General features: G+C 43.6%; 22 protein-coding genes. 1 reads left to right on the plus strand and 21 read right to left on the minus strand.

The window, feature by feature from the left end:
* Window positions 1-24: 24 nt before the first annotated feature.
* The 20 genes from OM416_RS15110 to OM416_RS15205 all read right to left on the minus strand — a co-directional run bounded on the left by OM416_RS15110 (window position 25) and on the right by OM416_RS15205 (window position 21,076).
* Entirely contained in the window at window positions 25-609 is a 585-nt protein-coding gene (locus tag OM416_RS15110) for a GNAT family N-acetyltransferase (protein WP_319951911.1), read from the minus strand.
* Complete coding sequence (locus OM416_RS15115) at window positions 606-1,100, minus strand: DinB family protein (RefSeq protein WP_264930558.1); 495 nt, start codon at window positions 1,098-1,100, stop codon at window positions 606-608. Before OM416_RS15115 ends, OM416_RS15110 begins: the two co-directional genes overlap by 4 nt.
* A 51-nt stretch (window positions 1,101-1,151) precedes the next feature.
* Entirely contained in the window at window positions 1,152-2,168 is a 1,017-nt protein-coding gene (locus OM416_RS15120; RefSeq protein ID WP_264930561.1) for an LLM class flavin-dependent oxidoreductase, read from the minus strand.
* A gap of 23 nt (window positions 2,169-2,191) precedes the next feature.
* Window positions 2,192-2,944 (minus strand): amino acid ABC transporter ATP-binding protein, encoded by a 753-nt coding sequence (locus OM416_RS15125; protein ID WP_062833223.1) that lies wholly within the window; start codon window positions 2,942-2,944, stop codon window positions 2,192-2,194.
* Window positions 2,941-3,651, minus strand: a complete 711-nt coding sequence (locus OM416_RS15130; RefSeq protein WP_169479052.1) for an amino acid ABC transporter permease — start codon at window positions 3,649-3,651, stop codon at window positions 2,941-2,943. Before OM416_RS15130 ends, OM416_RS15125 begins: the two co-directional genes overlap by 4 nt.
* Entirely contained in the window at window positions 3,648-4,343 is a 696-nt protein-coding gene (locus tag OM416_RS15135; RefSeq protein ID WP_076330079.1) for an amino acid ABC transporter permease, read from the minus strand. Before OM416_RS15135 ends, OM416_RS15130 begins: the two co-directional genes overlap by 4 nt.
* 27 nt (window positions 4,344-4,370) lie before the next feature.
* Window positions 4,371-5,198 (minus strand): transporter substrate-binding domain-containing protein, encoded by an 828-nt coding sequence (locus tag OM416_RS15140; protein WP_264930566.1) that lies wholly within the window; start codon window positions 5,196-5,198, stop codon window positions 4,371-4,373.
* Window positions 5,199-5,538: 340 nt separating this feature from the next.
* Window positions 5,539-5,916 (minus strand): hypothetical protein, encoded by a 378-nt coding sequence (locus OM416_RS15145; protein ID WP_264930569.1) that lies wholly within the window; start codon window positions 5,914-5,916, stop codon window positions 5,539-5,541.
* Between the two features lie 297 nt (window positions 5,917-6,213).
* Window positions 6,214-6,816, minus strand: a complete 603-nt coding sequence (locus OM416_RS15150) for a hypothetical protein (RefSeq protein ID WP_264930768.1) — start codon at window positions 6,814-6,816, stop codon at window positions 6,214-6,216.
* A 217-nt stretch (window positions 6,817-7,033) separates the two neighbouring features.
* Window positions 7,034-7,417: a nuclear transport factor 2 family protein gene (locus tag OM416_RS15155; RefSeq protein ID WP_145146547.1), complete on the minus strand. Its 384-nt coding sequence runs from the start codon at window positions 7,415-7,417 to the stop codon at window positions 7,034-7,036.
* Window positions 7,418-7,626: 209 nt separating this feature from the next.
* Complete coding sequence (locus OM416_RS15160; RefSeq protein WP_264930572.1) at window positions 7,627-9,231, minus strand: hypothetical protein; 1,605 nt, start codon at window positions 9,229-9,231, stop codon at window positions 7,627-7,629.
* Between the two features lie 269 nt (window positions 9,232-9,500).
* Complete coding sequence (locus tag OM416_RS15165; RefSeq protein WP_264930574.1) at window positions 9,501-10,493, minus strand: HNH endonuclease signature motif containing protein; 993 nt, start codon at window positions 10,491-10,493, stop codon at window positions 9,501-9,503.
* A 179-nt stretch (window positions 10,494-10,672) separates the two neighbouring features.
* Entirely contained in the window at window positions 10,673-11,509 is an 837-nt protein-coding gene (locus OM416_RS15170; RefSeq protein ID WP_264930575.1) for an abortive infection family protein, read from the minus strand.
* A 180-nt stretch (window positions 11,510-11,689) separates the two neighbouring features.
* Window positions 11,690-12,079: a DUF6979 family protein gene (locus tag OM416_RS15175; protein ID WP_264930576.1), complete on the minus strand. Its 390-nt coding sequence runs from the start codon at window positions 12,077-12,079 to the stop codon at window positions 11,690-11,692.
* 175 nt (window positions 12,080-12,254) lie between these two features.
* Complete coding sequence (locus OM416_RS15180; protein ID WP_264930577.1) at window positions 12,255-12,803, minus strand: hypothetical protein; 549 nt, start codon at window positions 12,801-12,803, stop codon at window positions 12,255-12,257.
* A 115-nt stretch (window positions 12,804-12,918) separates the two neighbouring features.
* Window positions 12,919-13,677 carry a hypothetical protein gene (locus tag OM416_RS15185; protein WP_264930579.1) on the minus strand — a complete coding sequence of 253 codons (759 nt, stop codon included), beginning with the start codon at window positions 13,675-13,677 and terminating at the stop codon, window positions 12,919-12,921.
* A 182-nt stretch (window positions 13,678-13,859) separates the two neighbouring features.
* Window positions 13,860-14,975 carry a tyrosine-type recombinase/integrase gene (locus OM416_RS15190; RefSeq protein ID WP_264930581.1) on the minus strand — a complete coding sequence of 372 codons (1,116 nt, stop codon included), beginning with the start codon at window positions 14,973-14,975 and terminating at the stop codon, window positions 13,860-13,862.
* 370 nt (window positions 14,976-15,345) lie between these two features.
* Window positions 15,346-17,388 (minus strand): B12-binding domain-containing radical SAM protein, encoded by a 2,043-nt coding sequence (locus OM416_RS15195; protein WP_264930583.1) that lies wholly within the window; start codon window positions 17,386-17,388, stop codon window positions 15,346-15,348.
* A 642-nt stretch (window positions 17,389-18,030) separates the two neighbouring features.
* Window positions 18,031-19,911, minus strand: coding sequence for a DNA helicase RecQ (gene recQ / locus OM416_RS15200; protein ID WP_076251653.1), 1,881 nt, complete (start codon window positions 19,909-19,911; stop codon window positions 18,031-18,033).
* Between the two features lie 310 nt (window positions 19,912-20,221).
* The gene (locus tag OM416_RS15205; protein ID WP_062833206.1) at window positions 20,222-21,076 is read right to left on the minus strand and encodes an Rpn family recombination-promoting nuclease/putative transposase; all 855 of its coding nucleotides are present in this window, start codon (window positions 21,074-21,076) and stop codon (window positions 20,222-20,224) included.
* A gap of 329 nt (window positions 21,077-21,405) precedes the next feature.
* Here OM416_RS15205 and OM416_RS15210 point away from each other — a divergent pair, with 329 nt between their 5' ends.
* Window positions 21,406-21,927 (plus strand): DUF5412 domain-containing protein, encoded by a 522-nt coding sequence (locus OM416_RS15210; RefSeq protein WP_264930589.1) that lies wholly within the window; start codon window positions 21,406-21,408, stop codon window positions 21,925-21,927.
* Between the two features lie 509 nt (window positions 21,928-22,436).
* On the opposite strand, the gene OM416_RS15215 is transcribed toward OM416_RS15210, so the two are convergent.
* On the minus strand, window positions 22,437-23,567 hold the full coding sequence (locus OM416_RS15215; RefSeq protein WP_264930591.1) for a glycosyltransferase family 2 protein: 1,131 nt from the start codon (window positions 23,565-23,567) through the stop codon (window positions 22,437-22,439).
* Window positions 23,568-23,909: the final 342 nt, after the last annotated feature.

Consider the following 23,909-nt stretch of genomic DNA (forward strand, 5'->3'; position numbering starts at 1 on the left):
GGTCATCCTCCCCCATTAATCGGTTTATTGAAGCAGTGTAGTGTCGAGCAACTGCAAGCGATAGCTTTTGACCAGCGTGTTCCCTGTTGTAAACTCCTTATCATGGGCTCGTTCAAAGCCTAGCCGCTCATAGAGACGGATGGCCTTCTCCATCATGTCGGAGGAATGAAGGTACAACAGATCCGCGCCTTGCTCTCTAGCTAGTTTGGCGCTGGCTCGAATAAGCTCTGTAGCCACACCCCTGCCGCGCGCCTTGCCAGTCACACCCAGCAGACGGATAATCGGGGAATGGATGCCAAGCTCTGCATTGCCGTATGCTGTCTCGGATGAGGCATATACAAACACACTGCCTACAACTTCTCCGTCCAGTTCTGCTACAAGCTTGGCTATCGTTGACGATTTCTCTATAGCTTCTACAATGCTTGCTTTATATGCCAGCCATACATCCTGAGGAAGCTCCTGTTCATATTGGCTGTATGCCTCAAACAGGACGGCCTCCAGCAAGTGAACGTCATCGGCAGCTGCTTCCCTGATGATCAGTTCCCGGCTGTCAGTGCTCGAATTCGGTTGTTGCCTTTCCGTTGATTGCGCCCCAATCTTTCCCATCATTGCACCTGCTTTTCAGCCGCTGCTTGCTTGATTCTGCGAATCTGGTTGAGATGGTTCTCCACGTGAGCGACAAAAGCCGGGATGATCGCAGATAGAGATACCGTCTCCCCTTTGAAGTTGATGCCGGTTTTGCTCCATTCCTCGTCGTCCAGCCGCTCCAGAAGTCCTGCGTTGTATTGAACCAGGCTATGAGCAATCGTAACCAGACGAGAGATCTGCTCCTCATTTGCTTTTTGTCCGGCAACCCATGCGTCCTGAGCAAATGCAGGCAGCGTCACCGTTGATCCCGCTAATATTTCCCGGATGCGAAAGGAAACGACGATGCTGTGGTCCACCAGATGCGCCAGCACTTCGGTCACACTCCAAGTGGATGGAGACGATTTCCATTTTAATTGCTGCTCAGTCAGTCCCGCGATTTCCTGTTCAATCTCGTCATAAGCATCTACATACGCCGATATGATTGATCCTGTCTTCTCTGTTGTGTTCCCCATGATTACCGCTCTCCGATCTGTATTATAAAATGGATTCGATTTTAAACGTTATTAGGGTTGCACCAGTTCCTCTGTAAATGCTTCCTTAAGCAACTGGAAGGAGCGAGTCCGCTTATCAAAATCAGGAATAATCGTTGTAAACACAAAACTGTTCACACCATATTCCTCCGACAGCACGAGCAGCCGCTTCCGCACCGTTTCCTTTGTACCGCGTGTAATGTCCGCTTCGCGCTCAACCGCTGTATATGATTCTCCCGCCTGCCTTGCGAATTCCTCTGCCTGCTCCAACGTCTGCACATTAACGGTTTTGCCACTGGCCAGTGTAACACGCACGCTTTTGTGCTGTCCCGCCAGTGCATTAGCCTCTTCTTCCGTCTCTGCCGCAATGACAGACAAGGCCAGAATCGCTTGTGGCTCGCCGCCTTGCTCAGCGTTAAACTGTGTGCGGTAGGCATCCAACGCAGCGCGTGCCGTCTCGGGATCACTGTTAATAAATAGGGCGAACGCATAAGGAAGCCCCTGCCTAGCCGCCAGTTCTGCACTGGAAACGCTCGTACCCAGCATATAAATGCCTGCTGGCTGTCCCGGTAACGGATGAGCCGTCAGCCCTGGCTGCGCATGGGATTCACTCGCCGGAGAATGCAGGAAGTCCTTAAGCTCCACCAGTTTGTCCTCCAACGTTTCCGGCTCTGCGATTCCCTTTTGCAGCGCCTTCGTGGAACGAGGCAAGCCGCCCGGCGCCCGCCCGATACCCAATTCAACCCGTCCCGGGGCCAGTGTCGCAAGTATATTGAAGTTTTCCGCTACCTTGTATGGACTGTAATGCTGGAGCATGACACCACCGGAGCCGATCCGGATGGTATGGGTCTGTGCCAGCAAATACGATACGAGCACTTCTGGCGATGATCCAGCAACGCCTTCGGAGTCATGATGCTCCGCTACCCAAAACCGATCATATCCAAGGGACTCCGCGAGCTTCGCCAGTTCTACTGTATTGTTCAGCGCCTCCGCAGCCGTCTGGCCGGGAAACACGATGCTTTGGTCCAAAATTCCTAATGTAAATGACATGCACAATCCCCCTCCAATGTTCCTTAAATCGAGTATGCGGCGTCAGGCGTAATGCGTTTGAGAAATTGCTTCGTGCGTTCTTCCTTCGGATATCGGAACAATTGCTTCGGATCGCCTTCCTCCACAATGACACCACCATCCATGAATACAACATGGTTCGCTACTTCCTGCGCAAAACCCATTTCGTGAGTCACGATAATCATCGTTATTCCTTCCTCCGCAATCTGGCGAATGACAGCCAGCACCTCGCCTACAAGTTCCGGGTCCAGAGCAGAGGTCGGCTCGTCAAACAAAATAACCTCTGGATTCATCGCCAACGCCCGTGCAATGCCGACACGCTGCTGCTGTCCACCTGACAGCTCGCTAGGATACGAATCGAGCTTGTTTCCGAGGCCAACTTTCTCCAGTAAGGCTGCGCTACGCGCCTTTGCTTCCTCCTTCGGCACTTTACGGACGGCGACAAGACCCTCCATCACATTTTGCAATGCCGTTTTGTGGCGGAACAAATTATATTGCTGGAATACCATCGCCGATTTTTGGCGCAGAGCATGGATATCCTTTTTGTTATGCTGCTTGTAATTCAGGGTAAAGTCTCCGATGCTGATATGCCCGGAATCCGGCTTTTCCAAATAATTGATGCAACGCAGAAGTGTTGTTTTGCCAGAACCGCTTGGTCCCAGAATGGCAACAACCTCTCCGCGCTTTACGCTCAGGTCAATTCCCGAAAGCACTTTGTTGTCCCCGAAGCTTTTGTGTATTTGCTTTAGTTCAATCATGACACGCCTCCCCGGCTATACGCCCTGAACCGCTTCTCTGCCAGCGCGGTCAGTCTTTCAATAGTTATGGTCAGACCCCAGAAGATTAGAGCTGCCGCCACATACGCCTCAAAAAACTTCCAGTTGGTCGAGGCGACGATTTGCGCCTTGGCGTTAATCTCCACCACAGAGACCGCAAACGCCAGCGTTGAACCATGCAGCATACCAATCAGCATGTTCGAAATGTTGGGCAAACTCGCCGCAAAAGCCTGTGGCAGCACAATTCGGCGCATCGCCTTCGATGCTGTCATGCCAAGGGAATAGGCAGCCTCGATCTGCCCGCGATCAACCGAGAGCAGACCGGATCTGACAATCTCTGACGCATAAGCCCCAGCCGTAATCGAAAACGCGAGGTAAGCAAAGCCGATCAATGGAATCGACGCCGAGTTGAATCCAAGTCCGAGCGATGCTGTCACACTGTCAATCACCATGGGCAGACCGAAATAGATCAGAAGCAAATGCGTAATCATTGGCGTACCGCGAATAAATGTAACGTAGGCAGCCGCCAGCTGACTCAGCACAGGAATCCGAAATTGGCGGACAAGCGCAACGGCTGTGCCGATGATAAAACCGAAGACAACCGATACAGCGGTAATCGCGAGCGTAATCGGGATGACACCGAGAAGCTCCACGAAAGCGGTCCATACAAAGGAAAGATCAAAGCTCATATCGGAGCAAACCCCCTCTTCTGCACTTTCCGCTCAAGCACACGGAACACCCGATCCAGCACAAAGCTTAGAACAAAATAAATGAGAGCCAGTGAGATATACGCTTCGATAAAATGACGAGAGATCGTTGCCAGTGTGGAGGATTTACCGGTCATCTCCATGACACCCACACTGAAAGCAAGTGATGTATCCTTCAGGCTGCCAATCACCATATTGGAGAATATAGGCAGTGCCGTCACATATGCCTGCGGCAATACAATCCGGAAAAAAGCTTGTGGGCCAGACATGCCCAGCGCATAAGCAGCCTCAACCTGCCCCCGATCCACCGATGCGACTGAAGCCCGAATCATCTCCACCATAAACGCTCCGCTATTCAACGAGTAAGTCATAATGACAAAATACAGCGCTGGTGCACGATTGGCATTGATACCGAACAAACCTAAAATTTCCGGTACACCGTAATAGAACAAAAACAGCTGAATCAGGATCGGTGTACCGCGAAAAAAGGATACATACAACTTAGACAGCTGTTTCAGCACCGGGATATTATACATCTGCGGCAGTGCCGCGATGGAACTGATGATAAGTCCAAGCACCATTGCACTAACTACAATTAGAAGCGTAGTACTGATGGTGGGTAGGAGCTTTACAAAGTAGTCAATGACATAACTGAATTCAAATGGTGCACCCATCGCAGCGACCTGCCTTTCCTCTACGTGTTATTTGGCTTCCGATTGCGTAGCGTCAAAGCCAAGCCACTGCTCGCTCAGTTGCTTCAATGTGCCGTCCGCCTTAATTTCTTTCAGTGCTTCATCGACACGGTCAGCGAGTTTTTGCTGCTCAGGGTCGTTTTTGCGGAACATAAACAGCGTGTCCGATTCGCTGAGCGGCGGACCTACCAGTTTCAGATCATTATTTGGATCGATAAGTGGAAGGGTAAAGTCCGCAGCTATAGACGCTGCAACCCGTTTGGACTTGAGTTGTGAGATGAAATCGTTGGCCACACCGCTTGAATACACAATTTCAAGTGCATTGTCATGCTCCTTGTTGTAGTTTTCCAGCAAGATGGCTTGTGCACTGGTTGCTGTAGTAAATACTTTCTTGCCCTTCAAATCGTCAATGGATTGAATGGAATTGTCATCTTTAAGAACGGCAATTTTATTTTTCCAATGGGAATACGCTTCTTTGTTGAACAAATATTTCTCCTCGCGCTCCGGATTTTTTTCCATTTGATGTGCAACCATGTCAATCTTGTTCGTTTCAAGGCTCAGCAGCAAGTTGGTAAACTCCAGCGTCTGAAACTCGAATTCGTAATCATCAAGCCGTTTATCAATTTCTCTGACCAGTTCTACATCGTAACCTGTCAGTTTGTCATTTTCGTCTATAAAGGCTACATTCGGAAACTGTGTGCCCGTCCCCACAATAATCTTGGTTGACTCCTTCGCTCCGTCAGTCCCTGCTGCCGTCTGAGTTTCTTCCCCAGTGCTGCATCCTGTCAGTGCTAAAACCAGTGCTGCTGTAACCGTTAAAATAGACCATTTCTTCATGTTTTTATCCCCCGTTGTGTTTTATATTATTTTTAAACCACTAATTCATACATGTTAAGTAGGAATTAATTGATCTAAAAATATCATCCAATGGGAATATCGTCAACGGGTATACTTATAGAACTATTCTATATGTAAATTTAATTATTCAATGGGTACGATTACACGATTCCCTATTCACTATATTTTGTGTCAGGAAAGTCTTCTTTTTGTAAGAGTTCATACACATAGAATCGACAAAGAAGCCGGACATTTAATGCCCCGGCTTCTTTGTTTTCGCAAGTGTACATTCAGTTAATTCAAACCATTCATACATATGTTAGTGCTTTCCAATCAACGTTCACATCCGATCGTCAATTTTCCATCCCTCGTTTTCGAAGAGTATGGAATACGTGGATTCATCTTTTTGACCATCTTCCCATGTTCTAGATACTTCAATTAAGATCTCATCATTTTCACTTACTTCAATGTTATTTATATCTACCGATTCTAACTTAAGAGAATCCTTGTTTAATTGATAATATACTTTAACCATCTCATCGACTGTTGCTTCTTCTGTATAGTCTCCTGTACACCATGCATATACGCTTTTCACATATGTTTCTGTCGTGTAGTCTCTCCATCTCCGGATATCATCAAAATGTTGAAAGTAGTTATTCACAGTAAGCATAAAATCATGATTAGGTATTTCTTGCACATTATAATTAATTTCTATCATTTCTCTTGTTCCACATCCCGTACTACACAAGAAATTCAACTCGCAGACCAAGGCTCCATCAGGAGCCCCAGCTCGAATGTCCTGTTATCAGAAGTACTCACCTTTTATGTACTACCTACAAAAGTCGTTTTAGTACTACTTCTACTTCTTCTACTAAATCACTTTGTATCTCATCACTTGTTGGGTAATCCCTTATTCTTTCTAGCTCTGGTTTAAGTATTTCTAGTGCAATTGGCCAATTCATGTCTTGTTGCCATATAAGTAAAACAAGGATCGAATATCCATATTGGTTCACCACTATTCTTTATTTGAATTTGCTTTCAAAAACCAATGAAACATCTTTTGCTTCATTCGATTCGCTATGTCACCATTTCTTACCTTAATCCATTTATATAATGGTTCTTCTATAAATTCCAATAAGTCCTTAATACATTTCTTAAGGCTTTCTTCCAGTTCATTATAGGTAAACTTAATGCTTACGAGTTCTTCCTTAAGTGGTTCCGGATCATCTGACCATACTAAGGCGTAATCATCAAAATACTGAATTCCAGGCGATGGGTCATGCCCAAGCCATGGACTTTGTTTAGCTTGAATTGAATGTTCTATTGATTGTATTTCTTCTAGCCCGCAACAGCAGCTAGGCATGATACATATCTCATCATCCTGTATAAAAGCTACCCCACCTAGTATCGCCACTTCATCTTGTTCAAATAGCTCTTCAAAAGATTCTTCAAAAGACTTCGATACATCAATGTTGTTGTAGCCAAATAAATGCAGTAAAAACAATTCAACTTCAGCTTCACTACTTTTTGAGGATAAAAAAGTAAACTCCTTTCGATTCACTTCATTCTCAATCCAAATAGGTTTATCGTAATAAGGTTCTAGGATTACTGGTTTCATATAAGACAACTTAAACTTCACCTACTTCATCTTTTTATCTCGTTTTCAGGAATTTCAGCTATCGTTCCTGTATTCATGACGCTTGGCGTATGCCAAGTGTGTCCGGCAGCCTCTGCTTTCCTGAAATGCTTCTGCCGGACCGAGGGCGTATGCTCGATGCGTGAATATATTGTTATCTGATTTTCAAGTTAATCTATGAATAACTTTCAATAATGTTTCAACTATGATCTTCAATCAGTATTAACTTCTTATCTTTCATTTGAAATATTGATTTCCCTTGAAGTTTTAATGTTTCTCCTGCCTTCATTCCATTAGGGAGATCACTGGACAATACTCCCTCATAATCAATGTCAACCTCTGCTTTATCTCCTGCGAAAGTAATGTTCTTTATTACTTGACGCCTTTGAGAAAATACCTGAATTGACTGCTCTGCTAATGTGCGAAATTCCTGAATCCCCTTTGTTTCCGAATTCACTTCACCTTTAGAAATGTTTCGAAAATGAATATTCTCATTCAAAACTCCTATCATTCCATCAATGTTAAACGTGTTATATGCGGTCAGGTATTTTTCAATAAGATCTTTTAAATTTGAGTTCTCCAAGTCGAATCACACTCCTAGATTTTGATATTACATAATTGTCCTGATTTAAGATAACGTTCCTTTATTCACGACCCAGCGCATGCTGGGTGTCCGGCGAATGCCGGACCCAGGACGAATGCCCACAGCGTGAATATTATGTTATGTGTTGCTTCCTATAATTATTTTTAAACTCTCACTTTAAATAAAGTTAGATTAAAATTTACGATTCACTATCTTAAATAAACACATGACCATTCTGATTTTGATTCTCCAAAGACATAGCCTCTTTCATCAAAATAACCGATTTCTATATTATCATTATTATTTCTCATCGCGCTTTGAATCAATTTATTTTCACTTTCTCCTATCAATCTATAAGTATTTCCTGTTCTAAAAAAACCTAATTCAGTTATAAGATCTTCATTTCCAATATTCACTTGAGTCGATATTCCGGTATCGCTATACACTTGTATAATAATCTCTTTTTCAGCTGAATCTACTTCATATAATTTAAAATATTCATTAAAAATTTTTTTCTCATCTTTAATAATTTGGATTATATTATTGTAATTTTCTTTTTGATAATCTTCTTGATTCCTTTTAACAAATCCCTTTCCCAATAATTCTATCAATTCCGCTCGAAGTTTAGCTATTTTAACTAGGTTTTTCTTTCTAAATAAAGATACCTTTTTATCGGAAATATTCAAAAATAGATACGAAATTATTATAATAAAGTGCTCTAGAGTTACTTTGTTTTTTTCATAGCATAAATAGAAATAACGTTCAAATGCTTCATCGGTACTTATTTTTTTAGATGAAAATTCATCCAATCCAAGAGCAATTCCAAATTCATAAATTCTATTAATCCAAAGCTCTTTTTTCTTATTCCTGCCCTTTTGTCTTATCTCCATAATCAAACGTTTCAATTGTTTAACTTTACTTCTTCTTTCTCTTTTATCTCGTTCTTGTTTGACAAGCTTATATTTTCTTTTGTTAGATTCAGGGAACTCTAATTTAGCTTTTACAAGGGTATGATCTCCTATCATTTTGTAAACTATGTCAAAACTTAGTCTATAGAATGCTTGATAAATGTTATTGTCAAAGTCAGTATACTCAATATAAATATCTAAACTAGGAATTGTAAAAGGCCCTTTTTCTAACCTTTGCTCAACCAGTAACTCAGTTCTTTTAAATTCTTCTTTGTTCCAATAAACATTATTATCAAAATTCCAAAAACTAGACATAATAATGCCATTCATCAAAATGTTTACAGGTAACCATTTAAATTCACCTTCACTTCCTATGTATGAAAATTCATGATTTTGTATAAAGTATTCTGAAGTGATTTCTACCTTTTCTATTTTTGGCGTTTCGAACAACCAAGCAATATTTCTATCAGTAAGCAATGTGTCTTCTTTATTAATAGAAAGTAAAACTTTTACATCTTTAGCATATCCTCTTCCAGTATTAATAATTTTCAATTCAAACAACTCTGTTATTGAAGGTACCTGATAAAAGTTAGCTATCATATTAAGCTTATTAATAGATGAATATTCTTCTGGCCTATAAATTTTTTCAGGAATATCATTAAAGTCAATGACTAAAAAGGGTTTTATGTTTTGCTTGTTTGTTTCTTTGAGTGTAATTACTACTGCGGTTAAGGTTGCTATTCCACCAAAAATCCCCCCTAAATAGCTACCTAAAAACGAAACCCAGCTGTCATTGCTCGCCTTTGAGTAAAAATCTGAATTGACTATAAACTCATTTATTAACAAAGGTGTGCAAATAATAAGAATAATACTCAATAATAAACCTACATTTTTTCTTCTATTCAATGCTTACTTCCCTCTCTTTATTTCATTATATTTTTTTTAATTTTGTTGGTTCTGAAGTTACACATAACGTTTGGCATTCCTGACGTTCAAGCCAGCTTAAGGACCGTAGGTCTGGGTCGTCAGACTTAGCTGGTTGAATGTATCGCCTGAATATACTCCTTGAAATTCCTTCTAGCGATCAAGGGCGAATGCCCGTAGCAGGAATTCTTTGTTATAGGATGTCAGTGCCTGCTTGAATTACCAAAGAGTTTCTTAAAACAAAAATTTAGTTATTCTTCATCTTCTTCCCCCGCCACCACTACTCGCGTCTCTTTCGCAATTTTTTTTCTTAACTCCATTTGCTTCCTTTTATCTCCCCTCACACCTGCAAGTAGCATTTGTAAATAAGAATCACCCGACTCTTCTATAAACTTTGAATTTTTATGCAACAGATCGTTTAGTTCTGACTCCCACTCTAATTCTTGTAGAGCTCTAATTTGCCACCAAAGATCATTTTCCATCGTAGATTTTCTTAATGCTTCTTCAAATAACTTTTCAATTAAATTTTCTTCAACTAGCTCTTTTAAATAAAAGGCTGCTGAAAAAGGATTGCTTTCTTCCAAACTTTCTAAAACACTCCTTACATAGTCTTTTGCAGCTTCTATGTCCATGCCTAATTTCAGATAAAATCTCGCTCTTTGGCTGTAATCATTATTTTGTGTATATCGAATAGTTTCTCTTTCCACCACTTCTTTTGGTATCAATTCAGCTCTATCTTGTATACCTCTTAAATAGCAGATTCGTTGATCTGATGGATCTTGTGTTAAAGCAATTTCAATATACTTATCTCTTAATTCATAATTCCCAATAGAGTCGTATAAGCCGGCCAACAGTTCATATTCCTCGTTCTCACGATATGTTTCACTTACCGAAGTTACATATTCAATAAAATTTGAATTTCGACTCATTGCTTGATTTTGTATATCCTCTAAATCAGTATCAGCTCTCCGTTTTTTTATAATACTTAGCCAATCGTCTCTGTACAATATTACTTGTTCCGCGTTTAACTTCCTGCCAAAACCACCTTTTATCATCGTATCATTATGGCAATCTAAACATAAAACCGACAAATTATTAATATCATTATTAGCAGGATTTTCATCTATATGATGGATTTGAACAGGCTTATTACTTGATCTGCAAACACAACATGTTCGATCAGATAAAAACAATACTTTTGCTGCTATATCTGCTGGGATTTCTATTCTGCTTTTCTTTGACATTCTTTCTCCACCTACTTTGAACTTTTAGTAACTTCTTTGAAACTCTTAATCATTTGTTGCACTGATTTCCTATAACGTTCCTGTATTCACGAACCCCGAAGGGGTTGTCTGCCGAAATGCTTCTCCGAATTCCTTCCCGCAGACCTAGGCTCCAACGGAGCCACGGCGTGAATATTATGTTAGCTGATGTTATTGCCTTCTTTGATATACTTACTTGTCATATATGTTTCAAAAAGAAAAGTACATAATGCTCCACTGAGATTCACGGTTAGTACAGAATGACTTGATGTCGGAGGTATATAATGTTCATTCTTTCCATGTGAATCTCCATACTTATTTCTAAACTCGGCAACAGCCGAAACTATTCCAGACATTGATCCAGTAAATTGTTTAACAATCCTCTCGCCATCTATATCAGGAAAGTACTCTAATTTATCAGCAACTTTCTTATAAAGTTGTGGCAAATCATCACGTTCTGTATATGATATTTCCATTCTATTCAATAGCCACTTACAAGTACTCTCTAGCATAGATCTCGCTGCAGTAATAGCATCCTCTGGATCAGTGTTACTCTCTTTAATTGCTCTATCCCAGTCTTTCTTTACGTGCTCTAAACTATAGGTATCAAACATTGATTCTGGTTGACTAACAAATACACCATTCACTGGAAGTATCTTTCCATTTGAATAATCAAATCCATCGTTATTCAACAATCTTATTAATTGAGTAAATCGAATATCTTCACTAATATTAAAATATTCATTATCATTCTTTATTAAATAGGTTTCGATCACCCTAATTAACTTTTGTACGTCATTCTTATTGCCCAAATCAAGATTACTGACATATGCATCAGCAGTTGATTTTCTTGCTCCAGAATGTTTCGATGAAAAATTAGGTTTTTCATATATACCTTCACTCTCAAATAATTCAGATATTTCATTAACAGTAGATTTAGAAGACAATATATTAAAAAAAACATCAATAGTACGACTGCTAATAATAAAATCTCCCATGATTACTCCCCCTCGTTTAACTTGCAATAATTTCAGCTAACGTCCCTGTATCCATGAACCCCAAAGGGGTTGTCTGCTGAAATTCCTCTTCGAAATCCATCCCCGCAGACCAAGGCTCCAACGGAGCCATGGCTTGAATATTATGTTAGCCGAAGTTATTGTCTTCCTCGAGTTAACCACTCAAAGCCTTATCATCCCTTCTCTCCATAAAGCCAGAACGACATTCATTTGTGAATTGTACTTAATGTCTTGATCTCCAATTACTTCTTTCCATAATGCTCTTTGATTTATGTCCTTATCATTATCAATCTCACCCAATATTTTTACTGCCTTTAACCCGTATCCTTTATTCTTTTTTGAATTTGTGTAAATTCCACTTGGAATGCCTTCGAGTAAACCTTCTTCGCATAATCCTAAAAAGGTGTTTTCCGGGCATCCTTTTTTCTGTGAAGAGCTACCTTTACCAAATATTTGTATTGTTACTTCATTCCATGCTTTAATTGGATCATCATGTTTATGTTCATTAAGATAATTGACAGTTTTCACTGCTGCTTCACCATATTTCCCCATAATAATCCTTCTTTCTTTTTTACTATCGCAATAATTTCGGCTAACGTTCCTGTATTCATGAAACCCCACAGGGTTGTCTGCTGAAATGCCTCCTCGAAATTCCTCTTGCAGACCAAGGCTCCACTTGGAGCCGTAGCATGAATATTATGTTATCAGAAGTTACTAACTTCTTTGATTAACTTTCAAATAATGGTTTTATTAAATCTTTATCTAGTTCTACAAGTCCAGCTATTTCATCAATTAAATACCCATGTTTTATAGCTTTTTTAATAATCTCTACTCTTGTAGTACCCTCATTAATAATCTTATCCATAAATCTATCAATATCAATTGAATCGTCAGCAACTTCACCATCAAGTGTAAAGACCATTCTATAGCTCCCTACATACTCTCCAATGTACATAATATTTAAATTACAATACACGAAGTCATTAGATTCATTAATGTATGTCAGTTGCAAAGAATAAAATTCTGAATTGATTAACTTTAAATTTGACTTGCCCTTAAAAGTGTCCCAGAAGTCACCTCTATTTTCTTTTTTCCAATTTTCCATATATGTTATAAAACCTTTTTTTGTCCGCTCTATAACCGCATACTTCTCTGACCATTCAATTAAGTTTTTGGAATTGATTTTACTATACCTCTTTTCAGTATTTTCTGATAACGTTCCTGTATTCATGAACCCCACAGGGGTTGTCTGCCGAAATGCCTCCTCGAATTCCATCCACAGACCTAGGCTCCGAAGGAGCCGCAGCGTGAATATTATGTTATCAGAAGTACTTGACTTCATGAAATACAAGTATTCTTTTTTTAATTCTCATTTCAAATTTTTCGTCATTTTAATTACCTTTCTGATAATACCAACCATCTTGGAATCTTTCTTTTGCTCTTTCATAAGACTGTTCAAAGTTTTCAACACGAGTACCCTCTGTACCCAACAATGCCGCCCTAGAAGCACCTAAAGTAGTGTCAAGGAGAAGAGAACACTTCAATTTTGTTTCTCCCGACTTAACTGTTAACATTTCTTGTCGATCCGATAGGAATTTACGATATTCCTCATTCGATGATTCTTTTAAAGTATTATTTATCAATTCAATTTGATTATATACAGATTTTGCATAAGTTATTGTTTCCTCTTCAGTGGGCATGTATCCTTCATGAATAACCCTATTTCGAAAAGCTCTTTCCGACTCTATTATTTTCCACGGTGGAACTGCTCTATACTTATGAAGAAACAAAAAATAAAAACTTCCGATTTGTCTCTCAGAAGATTTTTTAATTGATTTCCAAGTTTCTTTGAAAGAGTCATCTTCAATTCCGCTATCTTTCAAGATAAGTTCTATACTATATTCGATAAATCGTTCAAATGCAGCGGCGAAACTTGATACAGCTTCTCTCGCATAGCCATCCATTAAAGCCATTAGTCCAAAGTCATATAATATCTCAAATTTATAATTAATAATTATGTGGACTAAGTTGTGTCCATTAGGACAATTCATTGAGTAAATATGATCATCACGAACTGTTGAAAGTTGAGTCACTTCTTCTCTGTTAATCCCCTCCAATTCACAATGAGGACAAGTAAAAACAATTCTCATAATTTATTCTCCTTATACTTTTATCGTTTTGATATTAATCTCAAGTATTTCTGATAACATCTAATTTATGCACTTCGTAAATACCACGGATCTTGCCTGATATCCGAACTACGTCTATGATAACCGATGCTGTGGTATTTGCGAAGAAGAATTTGGTTAAAAAGGTAGATTTATAGGAGAACTCACTCTCCCAGATCCAAACGATCCAGCGGGCTCTGAATACGCTGGATATTTTTCATACTCACATGCGTATATCGCTGAGTTGTTCGTGCACTCGTATGACCAAGTAGCTCCTGAATGTAGCGCAAGTCTGTTCCGTTTTCCAGTAAATGCGTAGCGAAGGAGTGCCTTAAGGCATGAATACTAACCTTTTTTACAATACCTGCGCGTTGTCTAGCTTCTTCAAAAACCTTCTGTACGCTGCGTTCGGTAAGATGCCGATCCGAAGATTGTCCCGGAAATAACCAACGATTGGGTCTATACTCCGTAATGTATTCCTGCACAATTTCCCAAGCTAGGTTAGAGAGAAGAGTTCTCCGATCCTTCTGACCTTTTCCCTGCCGTACAATAAGTGTCTGACGCTCAATATCCAGATCGCTGCATTGAAGACGAACGACTTCGCCAACACGAAGACCAGAAAAATACGTAAGAAACAGAATCGTCTTATGCTTTAGATTAGTAACAGATTTGAGTAGTTGAGCAACTTCTTTTTCTGACATGACTTTAGGTAATTTTATCTGCTTTTTGGGACGAATATACTGGATTTCTGTAGGATGATGGAGTACATGTTTGCAATAGAAACGAATTGCGCTGATCGTCTGATTCACGCTTGAATGGGAGATCCCTTGCTCTAGTAAACCTAAACAATACGTCTGAACTTTGGAACTAGTCACATCGGTATCTTTAAGCGCAAGGCTACTCAGAAAACGTTCGACCTGATTACAATAGGCTTTGATCGTTTTACGGCTGTATCCTCGTAATGTTAATGCCTTCTGTAGCGACTCTTTGCTCCATGCATTACTTCCCTTGCTAGTTTTCCATTGCTGTAAATCATCGCTTTCCACCCACAACTCCGGGGCAATCTGGACATCAACTGGATCAAATTGATTCATGAACTCCTGTATGGCAGATGTGGTGTAAGGGATAATCCACACTTTTTGTTTGGTTTCCCACGTTCTGCCCTTGATCCGACGAATGCGCTCAATATATGCAGGGTTATACGGGATGTAGATGTGCAGTAATTCAGCGGAACCTTTTGTTATGGTAATCGTCTCTGTGGTAGTAGCATGTTCATTCATAGGAAACTCTCCTTCGATTGGATTGATTATGCTATTGCTATCATTCTGAAAAACAAAAAGGAAGGCCCTTCTTCATCCCCTAGGGAATCAGACGACCTTCCGATGCTTTCGGAACATATATGCTGTTGTAAAAAGTAGTACGGAGCGCGACTTGTGCAATGACAAGCCGCGTAAGGATGAGGTGCTGCGCCCAATGGGCAGCACCTCATGGAGAAGCACCGCGGTCAATAGCGCGGTGCTCATCAAGGCAGGCATCCCCCGCACATAGCGGTGATGCCTGTCCCGAACGTGCCACGGACCGTAAAGCCGTGGCACATCTTCCTGCTGAATGATGCCAATAGGCCATGCAGCTCGTGTCAGGCTGCTGCATCTATATTGCAGCGGCTTCTTCTCCCAGCGGCAGCGTGTAATACTGCGCCTGCTGCCCTTCATGCTGCTGGTATACAACGACCAGCAGCGTCTGGCCTTTCGCGGCAAGCGGGCTGGCGCCAGCTAGCACACGCTCAAGCCGGAACGGAAGCACATCCAATACGGTGTGCTTCTGCAGTTCCTTTTCGCCGAGACCAAGGTCGGCGAAAGCACGGGCACCCATGACCGTCTGTGCGGTCATGGCCGAGGTCATCGGCAACGCACGCGAAGCGTTGCCGTCCGTCATGTCCACCGCTCCATCCGCGGCGGACCCTGTTGCGTCGCCCGCAACGCGCGACGCTTCACCCCCGACTTCGCTGCCAATCACACCCGCCGCATCTGCGGCAGAGTCTTCCCCGGCAGCAGCCGAATTTGCCCCAGCGACACTCGGACCCGTGCCGCTGCTTTCGAGCCATGCCGTGCCTGCGGCACCGGCAACACGTGGCAGGCGAACGTCTTCCGGACGTTCAGCCAACGTTTTCATATAACCCGCCCACTGGTCTTTCTGAAGCGGATCTTCCCACCAGATTTTGCGTGGTTTGTATTTGTGGCCGAGGAAATAATCCAGCTTCATCAGGCCCAGCACGATATCCATATGCGGCGTGTTGCGCGACTCCAGGAAGCTGTGCAGACGAGTAAACAGATCCTCCAGTTGGTGACCAATCTTCTGCCAGCCCTGACCTTCCCAGTAATCCCCAAACGCCTGGAAGAAATCAAACGGCGAATTGAACTCCTGCTCCATCAGATACTTCAGCGTATGGTCCATCCGGTGTGCATTCCAGTATTTCTCCAGCACATCTTCCAACCGCTTCAGGCGTACGATGTCACTGAACGGCAGCACATCACTGCCCAGAATCTCATACGGTGCGTGTTCCATGTACGTGTAGTTATACTTCTCCGCATCCAGACGCAGACCCGTACCACGCAGCATTTTAAGGAATCCGAGTTGAAGTTCTTCCGGCCCCAGTGCAAACACATCGTTAAACGTCTTGCGGAACGTATTGTAATCTTCCTCCGGCAGTCCGGCAATGAGATCCAGATGCTGGTCGATTTTTCCACTAGCTTTGACCTTGTTCACGGTACGGCTCAGCTTCGTAAAGTTTTGGCGGCGTTTCACCAGTTCATTTGTCGGATCATTCGTGGACTGAACCCCGATCTCGAACCGGAATGTGCCCGGCGGCGCATTCTCAGCCAGATAGTCCAGTACTTCAGGACGCATAATATCCGCCGTAATTTCAAACTGGAACACCGTCCCCTGATGATTCTCGATCAGGAATTTGAACATTTCGAGCGCATAATCCCGTTTGATGTTAAACGTCCGGTCCACAAACTTGATCAGCTTTGCACCCTTCTCAATCAGGTACAGAATGTCCGACTTCGTCCGCTCAATATCGTAATACCGCACGCCGACCTCAATACTGGACAGACAGAACTGACAACTGAATGGACAGCCCCGACTGGTCTCAAAATAAACAACCCGTTTCCCAAGCTCCGGGATATCCTCTTCAAATCGGTGCGGTGACGGCAGATCGTTCAGGTCCGCTTTTGGCCGCCCTGGCATGAGAATGACTTCTTCCCCTTTGCGATACGCCAGTCCATACACGAAGTGGAACTTCTTGCTTCCTTCCAACTCCGTCAACAGCTGATGCAGCGTCTCTTCCCCTTCACCCATCACGATGAAATCCACATTGGGAATCCGGTTCATCCAATATTCCGTGTCGTAGGACACTTCCGGTCCGCCCAGCAAAATTTTCACGTCAGGCATAACCTTTTTCAAATTATCAATGACCTTGATCGTCTCTTCGATGTTCCAGATGTAACACGAGAAACCAATTACGTCCGCCCCGCGCTGGTACAGATCAGACACAATGTTCATCACCGGGTCCTTGATTGTATACTCCGCCAGGTCAATATCAAAATCCTTCTCACTGTACGCCTTCAGACACCGCAAGGCCAAGGAGGTATGGATGTACTTTGCATTTAATGTAGAAAGAATAACCTTCATGGTTCACAACCTTTGCCTGGACACCCAGACCATATTTTTTTGGTAAAAGGAAAGCTGCACAGCCATCCTGCCCCGGATGCTGTTCATCTAAACCTCTTTTGAACTAGCCATTCCATCTCTCATGGACATATCCAACTTTTGTCTTTCAAAGAGTGGACACTCTTTTCAAAAAGACATAGAGACCTCGCCAAACGAAAACCGCAACATATAGTACACAACACATACAATAAAACTACATGCTGTATGTGATACGGTCAGCCCTTTCTAACGCCAATGTCCACCTTTTGAAAGACAATTCACCATCTTTTGTCCGCATACCAGAGACACAAAAATCAACTTCAAACTCAACTTCACCTGTTAAAGACCTCATTCGCATTCCATCCACAATAGATATCCACATTTTACTGCCTTGAGCCTTTAGGTTTTAGCCTCGAACCTCTGCCGAACGCTTCCCCCGTATCATGGACGAACCATCGACTTGCATGATGATAACTATCAACGTTGGATCAATTAAGCTTTACGTGTCATGAACTTCAAAGACTTGAAATGGCGAATGTAAAAAAATTCTCACTCCATCCCAACCAGCCAAGCTCACTCACATTCATCTCATACTCACTCATACTTACTTATACGTGCTCATACCTACTCATACTCGTAAAACGCATCGTCATCCGTATCCACTTCTTCTCCTGATTGCTTCTGGAAAAACTCCAGGAACGGCAGTCCGTACTTGCGGTACTTCACCTCACCGACTCCTTTGATATCCAGCATGTCACGTTCTGTCTGTGGACATACCACACTCATCTCGCGCAAAGTCGCATCATTGAAAATAATGTACGATGGCACATGCTCTTTCGCCGCCAGATCACGCCGGATCAGACGCAGCTGTTCGAATACCGTCTCGTTGACCGCAGATGGCATCGCATCGCGTCCACGACGTCCGCCGTAGTTCGTACCCGAAGCCGTTGCCGCTGTTTTGCGGACCACACGCTGCATCACTTCTCGTTGACCTTTCAGCACTTCTACTGCTAGTGGCTGTAAACGTACCACCGGATACTGTCCCTCGGACAGCATCAGATATCCTTCGGATACCATCACGTTGATGATCTCCGAAATTTCACGCTCCGTACGATTACCCATCACGCCATAGGTTGGCAGAGAGTTGAAGCCGTAATCGAGTACCTTTTTGGCACGAGAGCCTTTGAGCACCGAAGCAACCAGTGATACACCGTATCGTTCACGCATGCGGTGAATGCAGCTGAATATTTTCTGTGCATCAATCGTCATGTCTACCAGCTCGCGGTCGTCCGTACAGGAACTGCAAGTACCGCACGGTGTATCGTCATGCACCTCACCGAAATAATCCAGCTGCGCACTGCGCAGACAACGCGTTGTGTAACAGTAATCCACCATCTGTTGCAGCTTCCGGTAATCGTTCTGTTTCCGGTCGCCGTCCATCGGATTCTGCTCAATCAGGAATTTCTGGGTGATAATATCCTGTGCCCCGAACAGCAGAATGCACTGGCTTGGCTCTCCATCTCGGCCTGCACGTCCGGCTTCCTGCACGTATGCCTCCATGTTCTTCGGCATGCTGTTATGAATAACGTAACGCACGTTCGACTTATCAATCCCCATCCCGAACGCATTGGTCGCCACCATCACCCGGATATCATCGTACAAAAAAGCTTCCTGGCTCTGGGACCGTTCATCATCCGTCATGCCGGCATGATAGCGTCCTGCGGGCAATCCCGCCTGCAACAAACGCTGATGCAGATCGTCCACGTCCTTACGGGTCGCGGCGTATATAATACCTGGCTCGCTGGCATGCTCGCGCGCGTAATTCAGAACAAAATCCTTTTTGCTCTCGCCACGCAGCACGCTAAACGCCAGATTATCCCGCCCAAGTCCGGTCACATATGTCTGCGGGTCCTGCAAACGCAGCAGCCGCAGAATATCGCCCATGACCTCGGGCGTCGCTGTAGCCGTAAAGGCCGCAACCACCGGCCGCTCCGGCAAACTATCCACAAACGGCGCTACCGCCAGGTAGCTTGTCCGAAAATCATGTCCCCACTGCGACACACAGTGGGCCTCATCCACGGCAACGCAAGAGATTGGCAAATAGCCCATCTCCTCGCGGAACCAATCCAGCTCCAGTCGCTCAGGCGCGACATAGAGCAACTTCAACTCACCGCGCTGCGCCGCGCGGATGCGATCATTCACTTCTTTGCCGCTTAACGTACTATTAATATACGCGGCAGCAATTCCGGCGGTCGTCAACGCATCGACCTGGTCCTTCATCAATGAAATTAACGGGGAGACCACAAGCGTCAGTCCCGAATACAACAAAGCAGGGATCTGATAACAGATCGACTTACCGCCCCCGGTTGGCATAATGCCAAGCGTATCTTCGCGTTCCAGCAGACTGGCTACAATCTTTTTCTGTCCTTCACGAAAGTCGGGGTAGCCATAATATTTTTGCAGGAGACCCTGCGCTTCTTCTAATGTAGGTGTTTGCACACTCATGTAAAGACTCCTTACTTATCACCAGTGTTCTTCCACCAGCTTGGTCCGATCCGATTCTGACATCCGAAAGCGGCACACATACCGCATCCTTGACAACAAAATGGCGTTCTCATGACTTGTCCGTCAAGCAAACGCCGCTCCCTTTAGTTTAACGGCCCAGCCCCGAATGAGCAACCGCGTTTTACTGTAAAACGTTTGAAGCTTCTTCATCAAAATAAAAACAACCGTCCTGCCCTAGTTGGACAAAACGATTGCATTTAATTTACAAAACTATTAAGTCATACAATAACTGTTTCACACTGGTGGTATTTTAATTTTTCAACGCCTCAACTTCAGACACAGTTAGACCACTTGTTTCGGCAATAATTGAAACTTCAATTCCAAATGAGAGCATGTTTTTTGCAATCTCAATCGCCTTTCTTTTTTCCCCTTCCACTAACCCCTTGGCTATTCCCTTTTCCGTAGCCCATTCAATCATGGAAGCTTCATCATGCAAATACTTCTGCCGCTCTTCATACAAACGACGTGCTTCCCGATCCTGACTCAAGAACTCCAGCGTATCCATCGCCTTCTTCAAAGTAGGTTCATTCATTTGCAACACCTCCCAATTGGATTTGTCAGCACCTTTCAGGAACAAGAGCCAGTTAATCAGTCCACCTGCCATCGGAACGGATCGATCATCTAGTTTCGACAGCTCCATGAAATGCACTTCGAGATCATCACTAAGTTCAAGTCCGGTGTGGTCTTCCCTCAGATGAAAAACATTATGATAACGCTCATTCGTGATAAACGAGTAATTCAAAATATTAATGGTGACGCACTTTTTCAATTCTTTGTATGTCTGACCTTCCTGTAGCTGGCTCGAATAACGCTTGCTCCAGTAGTATAGGGTTCGCTTCTCGATATCGTATTTATTAAATAACTGCATTTCAATATTGATTAGCTTACCTTCAGCTGTTTTCGCCCAGATATCAAATATGGACTGTTTATCCAGTGGAGCATCTTTATCCGTGTATGGGTTGAGAAGTACGATCTCTGTCAGTGGCTGCTCACCCGACTCTGCGAACGTTCGATTCAAGAACACAAGCAGAACATCTTTATTCTCCTCACTGCCAAAAATACGCTTGAAAACAAAATCGTTCCGAGGATCGAGCAAATCAGACATCTGAACATCAACTCCGTTTCTTCCTATTATACCATGCTTGTAGTGATTAATTGCAGCATCAACTTCCTTTATGCAAGTTAAACATTCCATACCAAATACAATCTCTTACTGCTTCTTTAAGTCCTGAATTTGCTGAGAATGCTGTCTTTCTCCATTTATAATTTAGTCGCTTTTGAACTAAGGGTAATTTTAACTTATTTGTTATTAATCAATAAACGCAGTGTGTTACCATTAATTTAATAAATAGCTTAAAGAGAAGACACCAATATATCTATATATCCAATTCCTTATCTCGTTCCTACCCAACATCTCTAAAGGAGAGCAATTTCATGAAACAACACTCTCAAGCTAGTGACTCTTCAAACATCTCACTACCAAAATCGTGGATACGTAGACATCCGATTTTCACTACATTTACATTATTGATTCTTGTACTGTTTGCCGCCTTATTCTTGTATTTCCGGCTCCGTCCCTACTTCTCCACCTTTGACCGTTCTGAGAAAGGAGAATTGAGCTATTCGATGCCTTCGCGGAATGGTGAATATACCGCCGAGATTTATGGTATGCCCTATGGTGGTGCGGCAGGCGGGGTTACGATGTGGGTCGATGTGAAGAAGACGAATGCCCCTGATGATTCCACAGTAAAAACGATCTATCGTGCCGAGCACCACGGAAATAATCATCTCGAATGGGAAAATGAAAACACACTCCGAATTGAAAACTGGAATGAGTACACAGATGAGAGCATTACCCTCAACACTGATGAGGAGATATATGATGGCAGGGGCTGGGCGTGCAAAAGCTTGCGGATGAAAGACCAGTATGTGCGATGTCTGGCACCTGAAAAGTAAAGCAATCTCGCCGCAAAATGACCTCCTGACTACATGGCTGATCATCTTGATGCGTGCGTAGTACTCACTGCATTCACTCATCTGAAGCCTCACACGGTGCAAGCAGTTTGAAGTACAAAACATAAAGCAAGCCCCGCTCACCGACTTCCTCGGCAAGCGGGGCTGCTCTGCTCTTGTTCTACATATTTCCCTTTATCTGTTTATACTAAATTGTGGTCTGTACATGCTCGTTCACACTAACAATATCGTAGCTATCACACTTAAAACACATGACAACTCATAATTTCTCTTTCACATCTATTCTACCGCTTAATCTTGAGTACCTTCTGTTTCTGCTCACAATTGTGCCTTCACACTCTATTTCTATCACTTTCAGCCTGATCGCATCTTCCAGCAACAATTAGTTTTTGTTGTCCTTGTCACTTCTAATTCAATCCATTTTCTCTATCTCTACTCCCGCTTCAAACTCTTCTGTTCTCATTCGTCCTTATCCGTCCCAATTCGTCAGCCTACTTACGAGGTGACACTTCACCACGATCTTCCCGCTCCTTTATCTCTTTACGCACCACTACTTCAAGCTTCTGCCGATTCGCAAGCAATCCGGGATCATCTGGCAAGTACTCCCGGGCTTTAGTGTTATGCATCAATGCCTGCTCCCAGTTGCCCAGATGGGCATAGCAGAGAGATAGTCGAGCATGTGGTAGCCAGGTGCGGCAGGCCAATGGTACTGGGCGCAGTCCCGGATCGCGGCTGCTAACGTCTACCGCCTGCATGTACCAGTAGATCGCCGAAATGGGTTCCTGCCGTTCATGAAAGCAAGCTGCAATGGCACAGCAAAAATCAGCATGTGGCAGATCATACTGGAACGACTGCAGCAATGCGCCGAGCTTGCGGCCCGGCTCGCCAAGCCGTTCATGACATTCCGCTAGCCGCGCGCAGGCAATCAGGCGATCCTCGCGGTAACCGCTCGGCTGCTCCAGCAGCTTCGCGTACCCGCGTGCCGCCGCAGCATACTGCTTGCGGTCATAACATTCGCCTGCATAATAGAACAGCAGGCGACCTTGGGCTACGCCCTCTTCGGCGATCCATTTGCGCAGAATGCGCACGTTTCGCGCCGAATGATGTCCCGCTTCGCGGCGGTGCGTGACGGCAATGTCTGCCGTAATGACCCCGCTCGGCGGGAAGCTAAGCTGCTCGTGCAGCCGGCCATGCCAGCGGCACCCGGCATCCCGCTTGACCAGGCGAAGGCGTCGGTCCGTCACGAGCGGACTCCCCTCCGGCCCCTCGGCCAGCGTGTAGTTCAAGATCACAGCCGCCGTCTCCCCCTCAGACGGCAACTGCTGCTTCAACACCGCAAGCTTCGCCCGTTCCGATGGCAACAGCACATCGTCCGCATCCAGCCACAGGATATACTCCTGCGTGGCTTTGGCGAATGACTCATTCCGCGCTGCGGCAAAGTCTTCCTTCCATTCATACGTGTAGACCTGGTCGGTATACTGCGCAGCGATGTCCATCGTATGATCTGATGAACCGGTATCCACAATGACGATCTCGTCCGCGATGCCGGCAACCGAATCAAGACAGCGCGCAAGCGTGCGTTCCTCGTTCTTCACAATCATGCACAGACTGATGGTGATCACGTTTTGAGCCCCTTCCTGTCGTACGCATATTGCGAAATTTCATAACGGTTTTGTTCTTTCATTGACTAGGTACTTCGAGCAAAGTACTAGCATTTGGTATTTGGAACTTAGCATTGGTACAGGTACCACCATTCTCAAAGTTCAGTAAAGAATACTTATCATTTTCACCGTGGCTAACGAACTGAGGTGACGCTATTTGGTGCATTTCAGCCAATTGGAAAATGTAACGAATCTGAGGCGCGCTATTCTCACATTTTAGGCAACCATTTCGTCGTTTATCGCAGCTTTCGGATGAAATAGCGTCACTGAGATTCGTTACATTTTTCCCCTCTCCCAAATCAC

The organism is Paenibacillus sp. LS1, from assembly GCF_026013365.1.
GTDB lineage: Bacteria > Bacillota > Bacilli > Paenibacillales > Paenibacillaceae > Paenibacillus.

Bases quoted from the DNA above. Each gene is read 5' to 3' on its own strand.
- OM416_RS15110 (WP_319951911.1), bottom strand. From the start codon at position 609: ATGATGGGAAAGATTGGGGCGCAATCAACGGAAAGGCAACAACCGAAT.
- OM416_RS15115 (WP_264930558.1), bottom strand. From the start codon at position 1,100: ATGGGGAACACAACAGAGAAGACAGGATCAATCATATCGGCGTATGTA.
- OM416_RS15120 (WP_264930561.1), bottom strand. From the start codon at position 2,168: ATGTCATTTACATTAGGAATTTTGGACCAAAGCATCGTGTTTCCCGGC.
- OM416_RS15125 (WP_062833223.1), bottom strand. From the start codon at position 2,944: ATGATTGAACTAAAGCAAATACACAAAAGCTTCGGGGACAACAAAGTG.
- OM416_RS15130 (WP_169479052.1), bottom strand. From the start codon at position 3,651: ATGAGCTTTGATCTTTCCTTTGTATGGACCGCTTTCGTGGAGCTTCTC.
- OM416_RS15135 (WP_076330079.1), bottom strand. From the start codon at position 4,343: ATGGGTGCACCATTTGAATTCAGTTATGTCATTGACTACTTTGTAAAG.
- OM416_RS15140 (WP_264930566.1), bottom strand. From the start codon at position 5,198: ATGAAGAAATGGTCTATTTTAACGGTTACAGCAGCACTGGTTTTAGCA.
- OM416_RS15145 (WP_264930569.1), bottom strand. From the start codon at position 5,916: ATGATAGAAATTAATTATAATGTGCAAGAAATACCTAATCATGATTTT.
- OM416_RS15150 (WP_264930768.1), bottom strand. From the start codon at position 6,816: ATGAAACCAGTAATCCTAGAACCTTATTACGATAAACCTATTTGGATT.
- OM416_RS15165 (WP_264930574.1), bottom strand. From the start codon at position 10,493: ATGTCAAAGAAAAGCAGAATAGAAATCCCAGCAGATATAGCAGCAAAA.
- OM416_RS15170 (WP_264930575.1), bottom strand. From the start codon at position 11,509: ATGGGAGATTTTATTATTAGCAGTCGTACTATTGATGTTTTTTTTAAT.
- OM416_RS15175 (WP_264930576.1), bottom strand. From the start codon at position 12,079: ATGGGGAAATATGGTGAAGCAGCAGTGAAAACTGTCAATTATCTTAAT.
- OM416_RS15180 (WP_264930577.1), bottom strand. From the start codon at position 12,803: ATGGAATTCGAGGAGGCATTTCGGCAGACAACCCCTGTGGGGTTCATG.
- OM416_RS15185 (WP_264930579.1), bottom strand. From the start codon at position 13,677: ATGAGAATTGTTTTTACTTGTCCTCATTGTGAATTGGAGGGGATTAAC.
- OM416_RS15190 (WP_264930581.1), bottom strand. From the start codon at position 14,975: ATGAATGAACATGCTACTACCACAGAGACGATTACCATAACAAAAGGT.
- OM416_RS15195 (WP_264930583.1), bottom strand. From the start codon at position 17,388: ATGAAGGTTATTCTTTCTACATTAAATGCAAAGTACATCCATACCTCC.
- recQ (WP_076251653.1), bottom strand. From the start codon at position 19,911: ATGAGTGTGCAAACACCTACATTAGAAGAAGCGCAGGGTCTCCTGCAA.
- OM416_RS15205 (WP_062833206.1), bottom strand. From the start codon at position 21,076: ATGTCTGATTTGCTCGATCCTCGGAACGATTTTGTTTTCAAGCGTATT.
- OM416_RS15210 (WP_264930589.1), top strand. From the start codon at position 21,406: ATGAAACAACACTCTCAAGCTAGTGACTCTTCAAACATCTCACTACCA.